Raw genomic sequence first — 14,867 nt, forward strand, 5'->3', positions numbered from 1 at the left:
TCTACTATTAGTGACGTTGGAACCAAAGGAGAATGTACAGATGATGGATTTATTAAAAGAATTGACTGAAGCACGAGGTGTGTCTGGTTACGAGCAGGAAGTTCGGCGCATTATGGAGCGAGAGCTTCGTCAGATGAAATCGAAGGTTGAGCTAAAGACTGACAATACAGGAAGTATATTTGGTGAAAAACAAGGGGTTTCTGGTGGACCACGGATTTTATTAGCTGGCCATCTAGACGAAGTAGGGTTTATGGTGTCTGAGATTACCAGTAGTGGTTACTTGCGATTTGTTCCGCTAGGTGGTTGGTGGAGTCAAGTTCTACTGGCACAACGTGTGCAGATCGTCACAGAAAAACGAACTTTTACGGGTGTCATTGGATCGAAAGCACCTCATGTACTAACGCCAGAAGAACGAAATAAAGTATATCCTATGCGAGAGATGTTTATCGATGTTGGGGCTCATAGTGACGAGCAACTAAAAGAATGGGGAATTAAGGTGGGAGATCCCATCATTCCAATCTGTCCGTTTGAAATCCTTCCCGACGACGATACCATTTTGGCGAAAGCATTGGATAATCGGATGGGATGCTATGTTGCTTTGGAAGTATTGCGACAAATTGAGCAAGAGTCTCATCCTAACACAGTATTAGCAGGCGCTACTGTTCAGGAAGAAGTCGGATTGCGTGGTGCTACCACAGCTCCTTTTGCCTTGGAGCCAGATGTGGCATTCGCCATTGATGTAGGGATCGCCCAAGATGGTCCTGGTATGGAGAGCTTAACGAAAGCGAAAATGGGTAAAGGTCCTGTCATTACCTTCTTAGATGCTACTATGATCCCCAATATCCGACTCCGAGACCTTGTGATCGAAACAGCTGAAAAAGAAGGGATCGCTTATCAAGTAGACACGATGTTAGGTGGAGGAACCGATGCAGGAAGATTCCATCTCTATAAACGCGGTTTGCCCTCGCTGTCCATAGGAGTCGCGTCTCGCTACATACATAGCCACACGTCTATGGTGAGCAAACAAGACGTACAAGACCTAATTCGTCTACTTGTTGCCGTCACAAAGCGTTTAGACACGGAGCAAGTAAAAAACTTAACCGACTATCTCTAGCGAATAAACGGTGACTTGAGCTATCTCATTGTAGGTAGTCTTAAGTCACTGTTTGTCTATGTTTATTCAATCTCAGAAAGTGGTAACGTTATGATGAAGTATGTATTCATAACTGTAACGAAGAAAGGGGCCATTTTCTTTGACAAATACAAATCAACATTATGAATTCCTAACTCATATTGAAAACAACGTAAAACAATCACCCACATGGACAATCGATGAACTTATTGCGAAAGCAGGTGGAGTAGAGCATCTGTACTTGGTATATGTAGACATTGTGAAAGGCTTTTGCGACACAGGTCTTTTATCTAGCTCACGAGTTCGAGAAATGGTTCAGCCTGTTAAACAACTAACTGACTCCTTATTAGAAAGAGGCCTCTTAGCCTCCAACTTCATCTTTCTCCATGACGCACATCCAGAGCAGGCAGTGGAATTTGATTCGTTTGCCCCTCACTGTGTACGTGGAACCATAGAAGCAGAAATCGTAGACGAACTTCGAACCTATCAAGATCAAGAAGGAACCCAAACCTTCTCCAAAAATGCCACAAATGGATTATTTGGAGTGAATCAGGATGGTTTGCCTTTTCATGAAGCATTGGCTGCTATCTTCGATCGAAATCCCAAAAGTACATTTGTGATCGTAGGCGATTGCACGGATCTTTGTATTTATCAAAATGCAATGGGTATTCGGTTGCTCGCTAATGAACGAAATGCCAATGTAGAGGTAATAGTGCCTATTTCCCACGTGAAAACGTACGATCTTTCGATCGATGTAGCCAATGAAATAGGTTCATTTGCCCATGATGCTGACTTCTTCGACATAGTCTTCCTCTACCACATGAAAGCAAATGGTATAACTTTAGTCACAAATCTGTCGGAAAAGAAAGAGGTATAAGGTGTTTCTTTCGCACCCTTAGTGGAATGCGAAATGAGTTTGTGTTATGTTATCTGTAAGTTATCTTGTATGTTATAGGAAATTGGAGTGCTTTCATGGAACAGCAACTGGTTGATCTACTACAACACTATGGATACATAGGTATTTTTTTGTTTTTGGTACTTGGAATCGTGGGGCTTCCGCTGCCTGACGAAATTATGATGACATTTCTAGGATATCTCACAACGACTGGAAAGCTAAACTTGTACCTTACCTTTTTTAGCGCTTTAGCGGGGTCAGCTTCTGGGATAACCATTAGTTATATACTGGGTTCAAGGTTTGGCTATCCATTCTTAAAAAAATATGGACCTCGTATTTTTATTACCAGAAGACGATTAATTTTTGCTCAACTTATGTTTCGTAAATACGGAAATTGGCTACTCTTTGTAGGATATTTCATTCCTGGGGTCAGACATGTAACTGCGTACCTTGCTGGGATTTCTGGAATGCGCTTTACTCGATTTGCCTTATTTGCTTACTCAGGTGCCATTGTCTGGTGCGCTACTTTTATCGGCATGGGACATATATTAGGGAATAACTGGGAAGTGGCTTTTAACTACCTCCATAAATATAGCCAGGAGGCGCTTTTTATTGTCATTCCGATTGCCATCATTTGGCTAATTTGGTATCTGTACCGTGTAAACCAACGAAAATCAATACATACAAAATAGTAGATAAAAGCTCTGTCACAACGGGTGATAGGGCTTTTCATTGGGGGAACAATCATGCCAAAAGTGCAGGTTATGTCCGAGGGTACATTGTTTCAATATGAAGCGACAGAGGGAAGTAACTTTTTATTAGAAGCGATTTCGGAGTCTATTCCCATTCCGTTTAAATGTACCAAAGGCAATTGTGCGAAATGTTATGTAAAAATCACCTCTGGGAGCGACCACTTGAGTGAGCCGACTGAACGTGAATATCATCATATTGGTGATGAGGGTCTAGCTGAAGGGAATCGCTTAGCGTGTCAATGCTTTGTATATGGTGATGTAGAAGCAGTAATCGAACCACGTTAAAAAAACTCTCCGAACGGGAGAGTTTTTTTATGCGTTTATTGGTGTTTTTTTGACTGTGTTGGTATTTGCCTTTTTGGATTGGGAATAACGCGAAATGTTTAGTAGCATTCCCATTGCAAACAACTTAATAATGAGTGCCGAGCCTCCATAGCTGATAAAGGGAAGAGGGATTCCGGTTGCTGGCAATAGAGCTGTGACCACACCTAGATTAAAAACAGCTTCAATTCCAATTAACGTGACGATACCTACACCCAGTAATGTACCAAATTGATCAGGTGCTCTCGCTGCAATTAAAATACCTCGAATGATTAAAGTAAGGAACAAGAGGATCATAAATAGCCCACCAATGAAACCAAGTTCTTCTGCAATGATCGAGAAGATAAAGTCTGTATGTGCCTCAGGTAGATAATCCAGCTTTTGAATGCTATTTCCCAGCCCAGCCCCTGTTAGACCCCCAGGACCAATTGCGTATAACGAATATACCGTTTGCATTCCTTCACTCAAGGCATATTTGAATGGATCCGCAATCGCCATAATCCGGTCGATACGATAGTCCTTTATGAATAGAACAGCTAGTGCTACAGGGATAATCGTAGCAAACATCCCGAAAAGATGTCGCACTCTAGCTCCTGAACAAAAAATAATGGCCAAACAAGTCGTTAGAATAATCATCATTCCACTGTAGTGTGGTTGAGCTAGTAATAAGCCACAAATGAAGCCGATTACGACAAGAGGAGGAAATAATGCTTTCGAAAATTGATTGATAACACTCTGTTTTTTTACCATAATGGATGCCGTGTAGATAATCATCACGATTTTCGCAATTTCAGAGGGTTGGACGGAAATCGGTCCGAGTACTAGCCACCGTTGTGATCCGTTAATCTCTTTAGCGAGAAAGAAGACGGAAATAAGTAAGGGCACGGTAAGTAGTAGAAATTTCCCAATGTGTTTTCGATAAAAAGTGTAAGGGATATTGATGGCGATAAAGAAGGCGAGAAAGCCAACTCCTGTAAACATTAATTGTTTCTGAAAGAAATAATATGAATTCTGATAGTCAACTAATCCTTTATAATAACTTGTGCTAAAAACCATGATGAGTCCAAAGCCTACCAACAGAAATATTACCAATATCAGCCAAAAATCTGGCTTTCCTCGCTTCATACTCACGACTCCTTTAATGAAAAAACTATATAGAAACGATTATACCAAAATCTTCTAGTCAAACACAAAGTTTGTCACCTGATTTGCTCATGATGTGTCTCCATCCTGTTCATACTAAGCGCAAGGAATCATGAGATGGAGGAATAAAGATGGAACTGAATCGTGTTGGTAAAGTATTGGTGATAAGTGTTTTGGTATCGAGTTCGATTGGATGCGCGGTTTATTCCCGGAAAGAATCAAATCACTTGAACGACCCAAATTACAATCCCATTAAAATATCAGCCCCTGAGAACACGAATCAAGGGATGAATTCAGCATTTCAACAGGATGAGGGGATCGAAACACAAATCAAAGCCCTTCCTAAGGTGAAAGATGCTAAGGTACTTATTACGGAAGAAACGGCTTACGTAGGGTTAAGTATGGAGAAAGATTTTACTCATTTTACGATGACGCCGATGATGCGAAAGAAAATAACGGATATAGTGAAGCAAGCCAGATCCGAAATCCGGAGCGTGTACCTGTCGGTTCAACCAGACTTTATGAGAACGATAACAGATATAACAGAACAGGCCCGCGACAACAAGCCAATGAATGACTTCAATCAACAATTAAAAAATGTTGTACAGCAATTTTCTCTCTCTCCTGAGTGAAATGAACGAAGACTAGGACCAATGACCTAGTCTTTTTTATTTCTAATTTGTTCTTATATCGACATTGTTGATTTGTTTGTTTTCGTTATAATAAGTACTATACAAATTTACGAGGGAAGTGGAGACGATGAAACGGATCACGCCTACGGATATTATTAATAAAGATTTTAAAACAGTTCTTCGTGGCTATGATGCAAAAGCAGTAGATGAATTCTTGGATATCATTGTACGTGATTATGAGGAAGTTCTACATGAAAATGAACAGTTAAAAAGAGAGCTTTCCAAGGGTGGAGGAAGCACCTCTTCGAGAAGAGAGCAGGCTGCTGCCCCTGACTTATCCGAATATGATGAGATTATTAGAGAGATGTTAGCGCGGATCGATAGGCTTGAAAAAAGAGTCCTGCGTTAAAGATGGAATAATACAAAAATGAGCCTTTGCCATCGTATAGTTCCTTTTGGATGTGGACACAATACCGAAAGGGAGGAATGTGCGAATGGATCATTTTGAAAATGATAATCAACCACGATCAGATGAATCATCTGGGCAAGAAAATAAGCCCAACCTTTCGGTACATGATGACGTTGAGATTGCACAAGAGGTAGGAATTTCACCACCAGGCTATTCAATGCGTACGGAACGTACTCGACATGAAGGAGTCTCGGATGAGTTTAAGGAAACAAAAGGATCACGTATCCCGACACTTGCTAAATTGGGTATGGCTTCTATCTTGATTTCAATCCTTTCCTTTTTTATCATCCCTTTTATTTTAGCGCCGATTGGGATTGTATTAGGAGTGCTGGCTCTTCGATATGACGATCGCTTGGGATGGTATGGAATTGGCATTGGTGCAGTGGTTTTGATACTAACTACTCTTATTTTACCTATGATGATATATAGCTAAGAGTCGTCCCATTGTGCTAGTCTTGGTGCAGTGGGATTTTGTATTTTGTTGCAGCAAGGGAGATCAGTGAAACATGGATCAAAAGAAAATAGAGCAAGCTTATATTCAAGAATTGTATGTACAGGAAGATGACTTATTAAAATCCGTCACTACTGGCTTAGTGGAAAATGGACTACCACTTATTTCAGTACCACCAGAAGTAGGCAAGGCTATTTACCTATTGGCTAAGATTTCAGGAGCGAAACGGGCCTTGGAGATTGGACTACTAGGCGGATATAGTACGATTTGGTTAGCGAGAGGAATGGGGACTGATGGGGAGGTAATAAGTTTAGAGCTAAAAGAAGAACATGCCAACTTTGCCCGTCAAAATTTATCACGTGCCGGCTTGTTGGAACAGGTCTCTATCTATGTGGGAGATGCACTTCTATCACTAGATCAGCTAATCGGTAAAAATGAGAAATTTGACTTTATTGTGATTGATGCCGATAAAATTAATTATCCTTTCTATATTGAGAAAGTCCTGCAACTAGCTGATTCCGGGGCGATTCTCTGTTGTGATAACCTATTTTTTAATGGACGGATTTTTGATGAAAAAGATGCTCTGAACCCTGCTCCTGCGGCAGTGAGAAAGGTAAATGAAATCTTATCGTCTGATCCACGCTTGGAAGCCATTTTATTCCCTATTGGCGATGGACTTGGAGTAGCGAGGGTGAAAGCATAATAAAAAACAAACCCTCTCATTATTTGGTTCACGTTTAGTTGGAGGATTTGTCTTTTTTCTTCTTTAGTTTTTGGATGTCCCTTTTTTTTTAGGAAATAATTTGAGAAGAAAGGCATCGGTCTTCTCTGCTATTTTCGGGTACTTCGTTCGGAATCGATCTAAGAGGCGTGCCGCCCAAGGCGAGGTTTGAGATAATATGCTCAGACCTACTAGAATAAAGAGAATTCCTTGTAAAAAAGGAAGGACACAACCGATAACTCCTAATACTAAAAAGAAGTATCCTAAGATGTTTAGCCATAGTTTTTTTCGTGCTGTCATAAAGAGTTAATCAGCTCCTTTCCTTTTTAGATCGTTACTATTGTGTGTTTTTAGTATATCTAAAAAAATTTAACGGGGACAAGCTTTTCTTTTTGTCTATTTGACGAATAATGCTTCTCTATTCATTCCCTGAGACCAACGAGCTAAACATAATTGTATCTATTTTAATAGCTAAATATTGGAATATACTAGGCATACCCATAATTACTTGTTACTTAGGCGAGCTGTAGAAGAGCTAGTTTGTTATAATGGAGACAAGTATTTTTTCTTAGGTGAGTGTTCAGTCTAATCAGAGGTGATATGGTTGAGGAAGTTAGAGGGGATTTTAGCCTACAATGATAAGTTTGTACGTAGAAAAGAATATATTCCTTATCAAACGGGGAAATATCCAGGGGACAAGATTTTAGTTGTTACGTGCATGGATACTCGACTGTTAGAATTATTACCTAAAGCGATGAATCTTCAAAATGGCGATGCGAAGGTAGTGAAAACCGCTGGTGCTCTAATCAGTAATTCATATGGATCGGTGATGAGAAGCATTTTGGTCGGAGTGAGCCTACTATCTGTAGAAGAAGTATTTGTGATCGGTCACTATGATTGTGGCATGATTGGTTTAGAATCAGGTATGGTATTAGATCGGGTTAAGCAAATGGGGGTCATGCAAGAAGATCTCGATTCGGTTTACGATCAAGGTGTTGATGTGGAGAAGTGGCTATGTGGTTGTAGTAAAGTGGAGGAAGGAGTCATGCAAAGTGTAAGCATGATCCGTAATCATCCGCTTTTTCCTAGCAATATACCTGTTCATGGGTTGGTAATCGATCCAAACACAGGGAAACTAGACGAAGTCATAAGAGGGTACGAGTAGGAGGTTTTTGTCAATGTCACAATTAGAAAAAGCAACATTTGGAGCGGGATGTTTTTGGGGTGTAGAGGAAGCGTTTCGTGTGATTCCGGGAGTAAAGCATACAGCAGTAGGCTATATGGGTGGATCAACCACTTCGCCAACTTATCAAGAAGTATGCGCAGATCAAACAGGGCATGCTGAAGTGCTAGAAATCTCATTTGACCCAAGTGTGGTGTCATATGAGACTCTTTTACAAGTGTTTTGGGAGAATCATAATCCGACGACACTAAATCGCCAGGGACCAGATGTAGGATCCCAGTATCGGTCTGCAATCTTCTACCATTCCGAGCAACAAAAAGAATGGGCTGAAGCTTCGAAAGTGGAGTTAGATGCATCTGGCAAATGGCAAAATCCGATTGTAACGGAAATCACCCCAGCTTCGCCTTTTTATCGTGCGGAGGAATATCATCAACGATATCTAGAAAAAAGAGGACTGGGCTCCTGCCATCTCTAAAAGAGTAGACATCATGCAAAGAGATTTTCATATTGCTTGCCCCCGTTTCATATACATGAAAACGGAGGGGGATAGCGATGTTAGTAGCAATTGATTGCGGTAGAAGCTTTGTAAAAGTACGAACCGAAAATCGCACGTTTATGTTTCCTAGTAAAGTGAGTGGTTGGCGAAAGCGTAACTATCGCCAAGAGCTTGAAGGTGATATAGAACTTCAGTATCAAGGTAAGAATTGGTTTGTTGGAAATCTGGCTGAACGAGAAGGGGAGTTTACTCGTCAAGCGATGCAAGAAACCAAAGCTGTAGAAGAAACGCTTCTTCTTGCCTTGACAGGAATTCATCTGTCTGGAGCTCAGGGAACGGTTGATTTAGTAACGGGATTACCTATCAGCAACTATACGGAAAAAGAGCGGGAATCGGTTCGTAAGCTATTAGAAGGTCATCATGAGGTAACGGTGAACGGACAGACGAAGCGCTTTTATGTACAGAGGGTATATACCACCATCGAGGGTGGGGGGGCATTTTTTTCCGCTCCTCGTGCAGGTTTGGTGAGAATTGTAGATGTAGGCGCGAAAACAACAAACTATGTAACGTTTAAAGATAAGGTTTTTATTGATCGAGAATCTGGAACCATACCCGTTGGTTGGGAAACGGTTCGAGAATCCAATGCAAGAGAGATGGCAGATATGATCGCGGCTCATGTCTCCAAAAGTTGGAGTTCTGACGATGTGGTTTTATTAATTGGTGGTGTGGCTTTTCATCTGGAGCCATATCTACAGTCGCATTTTCGTTATGCCTTTGCCATGAGTGATCCACAAACAGCTAATGTTCGTGGGTACTATGAAGTAGGAAGGGCGCTGATTACATTATGAATGGCCGTCAATCAGCTCCTTCTGGCTCGTCACAAAAGATGTTGACAGTTACATTTGATATAGCGGATCCACTCGAAAAAGAGCTTTACATGTATATCCATCAAAAGACCGATAACTTTAGTAATTTAGCAAAACATTTGTTATTTGCTTGGCGACATGGATACCAAAAAGGAAGTGGAAACCAGTCGCCTAAGATACCAGAACCCATTACTAAGAAAAACGAGATTCGTAATAGCGGATTGCCATTTGGCTGATGATTGGCAAGAAGATCTCATAGATAGGCATCTGCCTGTCTTTTTTATTGAGTGATGAAACTCAAAATGTGGGATACTCTTTTAAGAGAAACGAACCTTATCGAATGAACATGACTGTGGTATGATGTTTGAAGCTATTTTTAAGTAAAGGGAGTGCTCGCGTGATTTACCTAGATAACAGTGCAACCACTCCAGTTCATCCAGAAGTGTTGACGATGTTGACAGATGTCATAGAGCAATGTTACGGAAACCCTTCCTCTTTGCATAACATGGGCGTGAAAGCAGAACGATTAGTTGAACAAGCTAGAAAAGTGGTTGCTGAGGCACTAGAAGCAACGCCGCAAGAGATTCTTTTTACATCAGGTGGTACGGAAGCCAATAATATGGCGATTCGCGGCATAGTGGAGCAATACCAAAGCCGGGGTAAACATATTATCACCACGATGGTGGAGCATCCTTCTGTGTTTGAAGTGTTCACTTATCTAGAGAAACAGGGTTTTCGTGTTACCTACTTACCTGTAGATGAGGTAGGTCGTATTCGTCTGCATGAGTTAGAAGAGGCGATGACGGATGAAACGATCTTAGTTTCGATTATGCATGTAAACAACGAAGTGGGCACAGTGCAACCGATTGAAGAGATCGGTGCTATTTTGGAACGGTATCCAAAGACACTTTTCCATGTAGATGCGGTTCAGTCGTATGGGAAGATTCCGTTATCTGTTCGTAAGGCAAAGGTAGATGCCCTTTCGCTGTCTGCTCATAAACTGCATGGTCCTAAAGGTACGGGTGCTTTGTATCTGCGAAAACACGTTGTGATCAAGCCGTTATTGATAGGCGGGGGGCAAGAAAATGGCATGCGGAGTGGTACGCATAATGTACCAGGGATTGCTGGGCTAGCAAAGGCGACGATCTTAGCAAAAAAAGAACAAGAGAGACGAATGAATCAATTTCAACTATGGAAAGAACGATTTATTGAAACCATAATGGACAAGCTGGATCATGTTATCGTGAACGGAGATCAAACCCAGGCAGGGGGAGCTCCTTACATTATCAACCTATCTTTTTCTGGGATGAAGTCAGAAGTATTGGTTCATGCCTTGGAAACAGAACATGTACTGGTTTCTAGTAAATCAGCTTGTTCCTCTAAGAATGAAAGAGCGAGTCGGGTACTTAGTGCGATGGGACTTTCTGATGAAGTTGCGACAAGTTCGATTCGAATTAGCATGGGCTATCAAACAGAGGAACAAGATATAATGGATTGCGTGAAAGCTTTGGAACGTGTGGTTCCAAATTTACAACAAGTGATGAAGGTGCGAAGAAAATGAATGTGAATTGTATCCTGCTCCGTTATGGAGAGCTATCCTTAAAAGGGAAAAATAAGAAAGACTTCGAAGAACGCTTAGTGCGTAATATTCGCCAGAAGTTAGAGCGTTTTGCTGGAATTAAGGTAAGTAAACATTTTGGCAGGCTCTTTATCGAACTGGGTGATAATCCAGCTGAACCCATTATAGAAGAATGTAAAGATGTATTTGGGCTGGTTGGATTTAGTCCGGCGATGCGCGTAGAGACAGATCTTGAAGTGATTAAGGAAGCGGCGCTACACCTGTTACAGAGTCAAGGAAATGAAGTGAAAACGTTTAAAGTAGGGTGTAAGAGGGCGGATAAGCGTTTCCCGATCGGGTCTCAAGAGATGAATCAGATAGTGGGGGGGCACCTGCTGGCTCATTCTGACTCCCATTATAAAGTAGATGTTCGGAATCCAGATTTTTTTGTACATGTTGAGATACGTTCGATGCAAGATACATATATATATGGTAATGATATTGCAGGGTTGGGTGGCTTGCCTGTTGGAACGAGTGGACGAGTTCTTCTCTTGCTTTCGGGAGGGATTGATAGCCCTGTTGCTGGATATCTGGCTTTAAAACGTGGCGTGGAACTTCATGCGCTTCATTTCCATAGCTACCCCTTTACAAGCGAGCGAGCGAAGCAAAAAGTAATGGACTTGGCGCAGCAGCTTACCCGGTTTGGTGGGAAAATCCGTCTTCATGTCGTTCCGTTTACGGAGATTCAAACCGAAATTAATAAGCACTGTTATGAATCATATACGATTACCATTATGAGGCGTTTTATGTTACGGATTGCAGAAGCAGTAGCGAAGAAGAATAGCGCGCTTGCATTAGTCACGGGTGAAAGTTTAGGACAAGTGGCTAGTCAAACGCTAGAAAGTATGACTGCTATTAATGCTGTAACCAATATGCCCATTTTACGTCCTGTGATTGGATGGGACAAAACCGAAATCATTGATATCTCTAAAAAAATCGATACCTATGAGACATCTATTTTACCATATGAAGATTGTTGTACCATTTTCACTCCGAAAGCACCTAAAACAAGACCGGATATAGAAGTGTGTGAACGTCTAGAGGAAAAATTGAATGTGGAACAACTTGTCCAAGAGGCAGTAGATGATGTTGAGGTGATTGATTTTTCTCCGCAAAAAGAGGAAGAGGCATCTTTTTTCTAGGATGTGGTATATATTTATTTCATTAAGTAAATTATTTCGTGGTAAAGTGGAGAGGGAAACAATCTAGAAAGGGGTTGAATGATGGACACGCAGTTTTGGCTTTCATTTTTTAATATTATCGTTTTGGACCTTATTTTAAGTGGTGATAATGCTGTTGTGATCGGGATGGTTGCGAAAAACTTGCCTGAAGATAAGCAGAAGAAAGCAATCCTATTTGGAGCAGGTACTGCTATTGTTCTTCGTGCCACGTTAACGGCAATTGCTGCGTATGTGTTAAATGTCCCATTCCTTATGTCGATTGGTGGATTGTTGCTACTCTGGATCGCGGTAAAGTTACTTGTAGAGGATAATGGCGAAGGAACGCATGTGGAGAGTCATCAAGATCTGCGAAGCGCGATTAAGACGATTGTGATTGCAGATGTAGTGATGAGTTTAGATAATGTTCTAGCGGTTGCGGGCGTTGCTCATGGAAATATTTATTTGGTTCTATTTGGACTAGCTCTCAGTATTCCGATTATTATGTGGGGTAGTCGATTGATTGCCAAGATCATGAACCAGTTGCCATGGCTTACTTATGTGGGATCGGCTATTTTAGGGTATACGGCGGGTGGTCTCATTGTAGGAGACAAATTAATTGCTAAATACTTGTTGCAGGGGTTAGAGGGTCTAAAACTCCTTATTCCGATCGCATTGGCTGTCATCGTTGTTTTAGTCGGCGTTTTGTGGAAAAAGTATATAGAAGATCATAATAGAAGAACGGTGTAATAAGAATCCCCATTCAGGAAACGGCAATCAATCCTGAATGGGGATTCTTATTTTTAACTTGTCTACCCAAAAAAGGAGGAATTTAGGGGTATAAGGTCGAAAAAAATCAAAAATTACTGAAAATATTAAGAGTGAAGAGGGACTTAACATGGATGTTGTCCAGTTTTTAACTGAGCTATTGGGAGATGCCGTAGTACGTAGATCAAGTGATATTCATTTAGAGCCATTTCCAGACTATATGTGTGTCAGACAGAGGATAGATGGTTTCTTGCTTGAGACGCATCGTGTTCCGGTTGAACATGCACCTGCTCTGTTATCGAGGATCAAGGTGATGAGCCAACTAGACCTAGGAGAGCGTCGTTTGCCACAAGATGGGGCTATGACGATTCATTTAGATCAGATGGCAGCAGAGGTGCGTGTTTCATTGCTTCCCACTTTATACGGAGAGAAAGCCGTCTTACGTCTCTTACAAACAAAAAAGGAATTGATTCAACTTCATAACTTAGGAATGGATCCAGAAGAATTAGGGCGGTTAGAGCAGGTTTTACAGCGCTATACGGGTCTAGTTGTCGTGACAGGCCCCACTGGATCGGGAAAAAGTACTTCTTTATATGCCATGTTGCAATGTTTAAACGACTCCGCCAGAAATGTGATCACCTTAGAAGATCCTGTGGAAGTACAGATACCTGGAATCAATCAAGTACAAGTCCATCCGAAAGCAGGAATGAATTTTAGTGTGGGGTTACGAGCGATCCTTCGTCAGGATCCAGATGTCATAATGATTGGTGAGATTCGTGATTTAGAAACGGCCGAAATTGCGATTCGGGCAGCGTTGACAGGGCACCTCGTGTTGACAACTCTCCATACAGCTGATGCGATTGGAGCGGTGGTACGTTTGATGGATATGGGCATCGAGCCGTATCGAGTTGCCAATGCATTATCGGGTGTGGTTGCGCAGCGCTTGATTCGCAAAGGTTGCCTGTATTGTCAAGCTAGTGGTTGTCAGGAGTGTCATCATACAGGTTACTACGGGCGTACAGGTGTATTTGAAGTGCTGGAAGTAGATGATGATTTTCGTCGGCTGATTATTGAGAGTCGTACGATTCAACGATATCGGAATCATTTTCGTCAAAAAGGAATTCGTTTCTTGCCAGAAGGGTTTCGTCGAAAAGTATCAAGCGGAATTACCACTTATGAAGAAATGTTGCGGGTGATGAATGATGTGGCAGAGATCCAACTGGACCTTCAATCAACTAGCTCAATTTAGCGGTCAACTACGGCATTTGTTAAAATGCGGTGTTCCGCTTGTAACGAGCATCGAATTATTGATTCAGCAAAAAGTACTTTCTCCTAGTGTAGGTAGATCCGTCATGAACCATTTAGAACAAGGTGCCACTTTTTCAAAAGCGCTACAAAAAAGCACATTGCCTCCTTTTATGGTTTCACTAGTAGCGGCGGCAGAGCAATATGGGGATTATGAACGAGGTCTTAAGCAGTGTGAACAGTTTTATCAGACACAGGCGAAGATTACGCAAGAGATCAGACAAGCGTGTACCTATCCAGCGATTGTGTTGGTCTTAGTAATCGCTTCATTCATTTTTTTACTTAGTACTGTACTTCCACGTTTTGAGGAAATGTATATGACGATGGGTCTTGATTTGCCTTGGTTAACGAAGGTGTTATTTACTTTTACCAACATAGCAGGAGTAGTCCTTCCAATAATGGGAATTGTGCTAATGGTATTGATCGGTCTCCTTGTATATCTAGGGATTCGAAGTCCCAAACAGATGAGATCTTATGGTGAGCGCTTGAGTTTTCGAGTGATCGGCCTTCGGTCTTGGATGAAGTTTCACGTGACACATTATTTGGCGCTCCAATTGGGTTCCCTCCTGCACTCTGGTGTCCCGTTACTTCAAGCAATCGAATGCTTGCATCTCCGTGCCCCATGGAGGATTATCGCTGTGCGAATCGGCTTTGTAAGAGATGCTTTGTTAGAAGGGAAGACGCTTGAACAGGCATGCCAAAAATATCTAAATGAGTATACGATTTCGACATTTGCTCAATATATCGCAATTGCGGAGCGGACAGGGAAATTAGATGAGACACTTCAATCTTTGGCTATCATGGTGGAAGCAACGATGAAGCAACAGATCGAACGGTTTACCAAATTACTTGAACCAATCTTAATCTCGTGTCTCGGTTTTTTATTAGCGCTGGCTGTATTAGCACTATTTCTTCCTATGCTACAGATGGTGCAAAGCTTATAGAAGAAAGGGGTGGC

General features: G+C 41.6%; 19 protein-coding genes. 17 read left to right on the plus strand and 2 right to left on the minus strand.

Annotated elements, in window-relative coordinates:
• The first annotated feature begins 43 nt into the window (after positions 1-43).
• From J2Z48_RS02195 to J2Z48_RS02210, 4 genes are all read left to right on the plus strand, one after another.
• Positions 44-1,114 carry a M42 family metallopeptidase gene (locus J2Z48_RS02195; RefSeq protein WP_307250971.1) on the plus strand — a complete coding sequence of 357 codons (1,071 nt, stop codon included), beginning with the start codon at positions 44-46 and terminating at the stop codon, positions 1,112-1,114.
• Positions 1,115-1,253: 139 nt separating this feature from the next.
• On the plus strand, positions 1,254-2,009 hold the full coding sequence (locus J2Z48_RS02200; protein WP_307250597.1) for a cysteine hydrolase family protein: 756 nt from the start codon (positions 1,254-1,256) through the stop codon (positions 2,007-2,009).
• Between the two features lie 95 nt (positions 2,010-2,104).
• The gene (locus J2Z48_RS02205) at positions 2,105-2,719 is read left to right on the plus strand and encodes a DedA family protein (protein ID WP_307250599.1); all 615 of its coding nucleotides are present in this window, start codon (positions 2,105-2,107) and stop codon (positions 2,717-2,719) included.
• A gap of 54 nt (positions 2,720-2,773) precedes the next feature.
• Positions 2,774-3,064 (plus strand): 2Fe-2S iron-sulfur cluster-binding protein, encoded by a 291-nt coding sequence (locus J2Z48_RS02210; protein WP_307250601.1) that lies wholly within the window; start codon positions 2,774-2,776, stop codon positions 3,062-3,064.
• A gap of 27 nt (positions 3,065-3,091) precedes the next feature.
• Here the strand turns inward: J2Z48_RS02210 and ftsW are convergent, their stop codons facing one another.
• Positions 3,092-4,225 (minus strand): putative lipid II flippase FtsW, encoded by a 1,134-nt coding sequence (gene ftsW / locus J2Z48_RS02215; RefSeq protein WP_307250603.1) that lies wholly within the window; start codon positions 4,223-4,225, stop codon positions 3,092-3,094.
• A 149-nt stretch (positions 4,226-4,374) separates the two neighbouring features.
• Between ftsW and J2Z48_RS02220 the strand changes: the two genes are divergently transcribed.
• The 4 genes from J2Z48_RS02220 to J2Z48_RS02235 all read left to right on the plus strand — a co-directional run bounded on the left by J2Z48_RS02220 (position 4,375) and on the right by J2Z48_RS02235 (position 6,498).
• On the plus strand, positions 4,375-4,875 hold the full coding sequence (locus J2Z48_RS02220; RefSeq protein ID WP_307250605.1) for a YhcN/YlaJ family sporulation lipoprotein: 501 nt from the start codon (positions 4,375-4,377) through the stop codon (positions 4,873-4,875).
• A 127-nt stretch (positions 4,876-5,002) separates the two neighbouring features.
• Positions 5,003-5,284 (plus strand): DivIVA domain-containing protein, encoded by a 282-nt coding sequence (locus J2Z48_RS02225; RefSeq protein WP_307250607.1) that lies wholly within the window; start codon positions 5,003-5,005, stop codon positions 5,282-5,284.
• Between the two features lie 85 nt (positions 5,285-5,369).
• Positions 5,370-5,777: a DUF4190 domain-containing protein gene (locus J2Z48_RS02230; RefSeq protein WP_307250609.1), complete on the plus strand. Its 408-nt coding sequence runs from the start codon at positions 5,370-5,372 to the stop codon at positions 5,775-5,777.
• Positions 5,778-5,850: 73 nt separating this feature from the next.
• A complete protein-coding gene (locus tag J2Z48_RS02235) occupies positions 5,851-6,498 on the plus strand; it encodes an O-methyltransferase (protein WP_307250611.1) in 648 nt (215 codons plus the stop codon).
• A 63-nt stretch (positions 6,499-6,561) separates the two neighbouring features.
• Here J2Z48_RS02235 and J2Z48_RS02240 read toward each other — a convergent pair whose 3' ends face one another.
• Positions 6,562-6,816, minus strand: a complete 255-nt coding sequence (locus J2Z48_RS02240) for a PGPGW domain-containing protein (RefSeq protein WP_307250613.1) — start codon at positions 6,814-6,816, stop codon at positions 6,562-6,564.
• A gap of 304 nt (positions 6,817-7,120) precedes the next feature.
• On the opposite strand from J2Z48_RS02240, the gene J2Z48_RS02245 reads away from it, so the two are divergent.
• The 9 genes from J2Z48_RS02245 (at position 7,121) to J2Z48_RS02285 (ending at position 14,853) form a co-directional block, all read left to right on the plus strand.
• Positions 7,121-7,681, plus strand: a complete 561-nt coding sequence (locus tag J2Z48_RS02245) for a beta-class carbonic anhydrase (protein WP_307250615.1) — start codon at positions 7,121-7,123, stop codon at positions 7,679-7,681.
• A 13-nt stretch (positions 7,682-7,694) separates the two neighbouring features.
• Positions 7,695-8,174 carry a peptide-methionine (S)-S-oxide reductase MsrA gene (gene msrA / locus J2Z48_RS02250; RefSeq protein WP_307250617.1) on the plus strand — a complete coding sequence of 160 codons (480 nt, stop codon included), beginning with the start codon at positions 7,695-7,697 and terminating at the stop codon, positions 8,172-8,174.
• 77 nt (positions 8,175-8,251) lie between these two features.
• Positions 8,252-9,043, plus strand: coding sequence for a ParM/StbA family protein (locus J2Z48_RS02255; RefSeq protein ID WP_307250619.1), 792 nt, complete (start codon positions 8,252-8,254; stop codon positions 9,041-9,043).
• The gene (locus tag J2Z48_RS02260) at positions 9,040-9,297 is read left to right on the plus strand and encodes a hypothetical protein (protein ID WP_307250621.1); all 258 of its coding nucleotides are present in this window, start codon (positions 9,040-9,042) and stop codon (positions 9,295-9,297) included. Before J2Z48_RS02255 ends, J2Z48_RS02260 begins: the two co-directional genes overlap by 4 nt.
• A gap of 161 nt (positions 9,298-9,458) precedes the next feature.
• Positions 9,459-10,622 (plus strand): cysteine desulfurase family protein, encoded by a 1,164-nt coding sequence (locus tag J2Z48_RS02265; protein WP_307250623.1) that lies wholly within the window; start codon positions 9,459-9,461, stop codon positions 10,620-10,622.
• Complete coding sequence (gene thiI, locus J2Z48_RS02270) at positions 10,619-11,821, plus strand: tRNA uracil 4-sulfurtransferase ThiI (RefSeq protein ID WP_307250625.1); 1,203 nt, start codon at positions 10,619-10,621, stop codon at positions 11,819-11,821. The genes J2Z48_RS02265 and thiI overlap by 4 nt, the downstream gene beginning before the upstream one ends.
• An 81-nt stretch (positions 11,822-11,902) precedes the next feature.
• On the plus strand, positions 11,903-12,586 hold the full coding sequence (locus J2Z48_RS02275; RefSeq protein WP_307250626.1) for a TerC family protein: 684 nt from the start codon (positions 11,903-11,905) through the stop codon (positions 12,584-12,586).
• A gap of 148 nt (positions 12,587-12,734) precedes the next feature.
• Positions 12,735-13,853 carry a GspE/PulE family protein gene (locus tag J2Z48_RS02280; protein WP_307250628.1) on the plus strand — a complete coding sequence of 373 codons (1,119 nt, stop codon included), beginning with the start codon at positions 12,735-12,737 and terminating at the stop codon, positions 13,851-13,853.
• Positions 13,804-14,853: a type II secretion system F family protein gene (locus tag J2Z48_RS02285; RefSeq protein WP_307250630.1), complete on the plus strand. Its 1,050-nt coding sequence runs from the start codon at positions 13,804-13,806 to the stop codon at positions 14,851-14,853. Before J2Z48_RS02280 ends, J2Z48_RS02285 begins: the two co-directional genes overlap by 50 nt.
• The last annotated feature ends 14 nt before the right edge of the window (positions 14,854-14,867 follow it).

The sequence above is a fragment of the Croceifilum oryzae genome (genome assembly GCF_030814315.1).
GTDB classification, from domain to species: Bacteria; Bacillota; Bacilli; order Thermoactinomycetales; family Thermoactinomycetaceae; genus Baia; species Baia oryzae.

Bases quoted from the DNA above. Each gene is read 5' to 3' on its own strand.
- thiI (WP_307250625.1), top strand. From the start codon at position 10,619: ATGAATGTGAATTGTATCCTGCTCCGTTATGGAGAGCTATCCTTAAAA.
- J2Z48_RS02285 (WP_307250630.1), top strand. From the start codon at position 13,804: ATGATGTGGCAGAGATCCAACTGGACCTTCAATCAACTAGCTCAATTT.
- J2Z48_RS02255 (WP_307250619.1), top strand. From the start codon at position 8,252: ATGTTAGTAGCAATTGATTGCGGTAGAAGCTTTGTAAAAGTACGAACC.
- ftsW (WP_307250603.1), bottom strand. From the start codon at position 4,225: ATGAAGCGAGGAAAGCCAGATTTTTGGCTGATATTGGTAATATTTCTG.
- J2Z48_RS02195 (WP_307250971.1), top strand. From the start codon at position 44: ATGGATTTATTAAAAGAATTGACTGAAGCACGAGGTGTGTCTGGTTAC.
- J2Z48_RS02275 (WP_307250626.1), top strand. From the start codon at position 11,903: ATGGACACGCAGTTTTGGCTTTCATTTTTTAATATTATCGTTTTGGAC.
- J2Z48_RS02240 (WP_307250613.1), bottom strand. From the start codon at position 6,816: ATGACAGCACGAAAAAAACTATGGCTAAACATCTTAGGATACTTCTTT.
- J2Z48_RS02210 (WP_307250601.1), top strand. From the start codon at position 2,774: ATGCCAAAAGTGCAGGTTATGTCCGAGGGTACATTGTTTCAATATGAA.
- J2Z48_RS02205 (WP_307250599.1), top strand. From the start codon at position 2,105: ATGGAACAGCAACTGGTTGATCTACTACAACACTATGGATACATAGGT.
- J2Z48_RS02280 (WP_307250628.1), top strand. From the start codon at position 12,735: ATGGATGTTGTCCAGTTTTTAACTGAGCTATTGGGAGATGCCGTAGTA.
- J2Z48_RS02260 (WP_307250621.1), top strand. From the start codon at position 9,040: ATGAATGGCCGTCAATCAGCTCCTTCTGGCTCGTCACAAAAGATGTTG.
- J2Z48_RS02220 (WP_307250605.1), top strand. From the start codon at position 4,375: ATGGAACTGAATCGTGTTGGTAAAGTATTGGTGATAAGTGTTTTGGTA.
- J2Z48_RS02225 (WP_307250607.1), top strand. From the start codon at position 5,003: ATGAAACGGATCACGCCTACGGATATTATTAATAAAGATTTTAAAACA.
- J2Z48_RS02230 (WP_307250609.1), top strand. From the start codon at position 5,370: ATGGATCATTTTGAAAATGATAATCAACCACGATCAGATGAATCATCT.
- J2Z48_RS02235 (WP_307250611.1), top strand. From the start codon at position 5,851: ATGGATCAAAAGAAAATAGAGCAAGCTTATATTCAAGAATTGTATGTA.
- msrA (WP_307250617.1), top strand. From the start codon at position 7,695: ATGTCACAATTAGAAAAAGCAACATTTGGAGCGGGATGTTTTTGGGGT.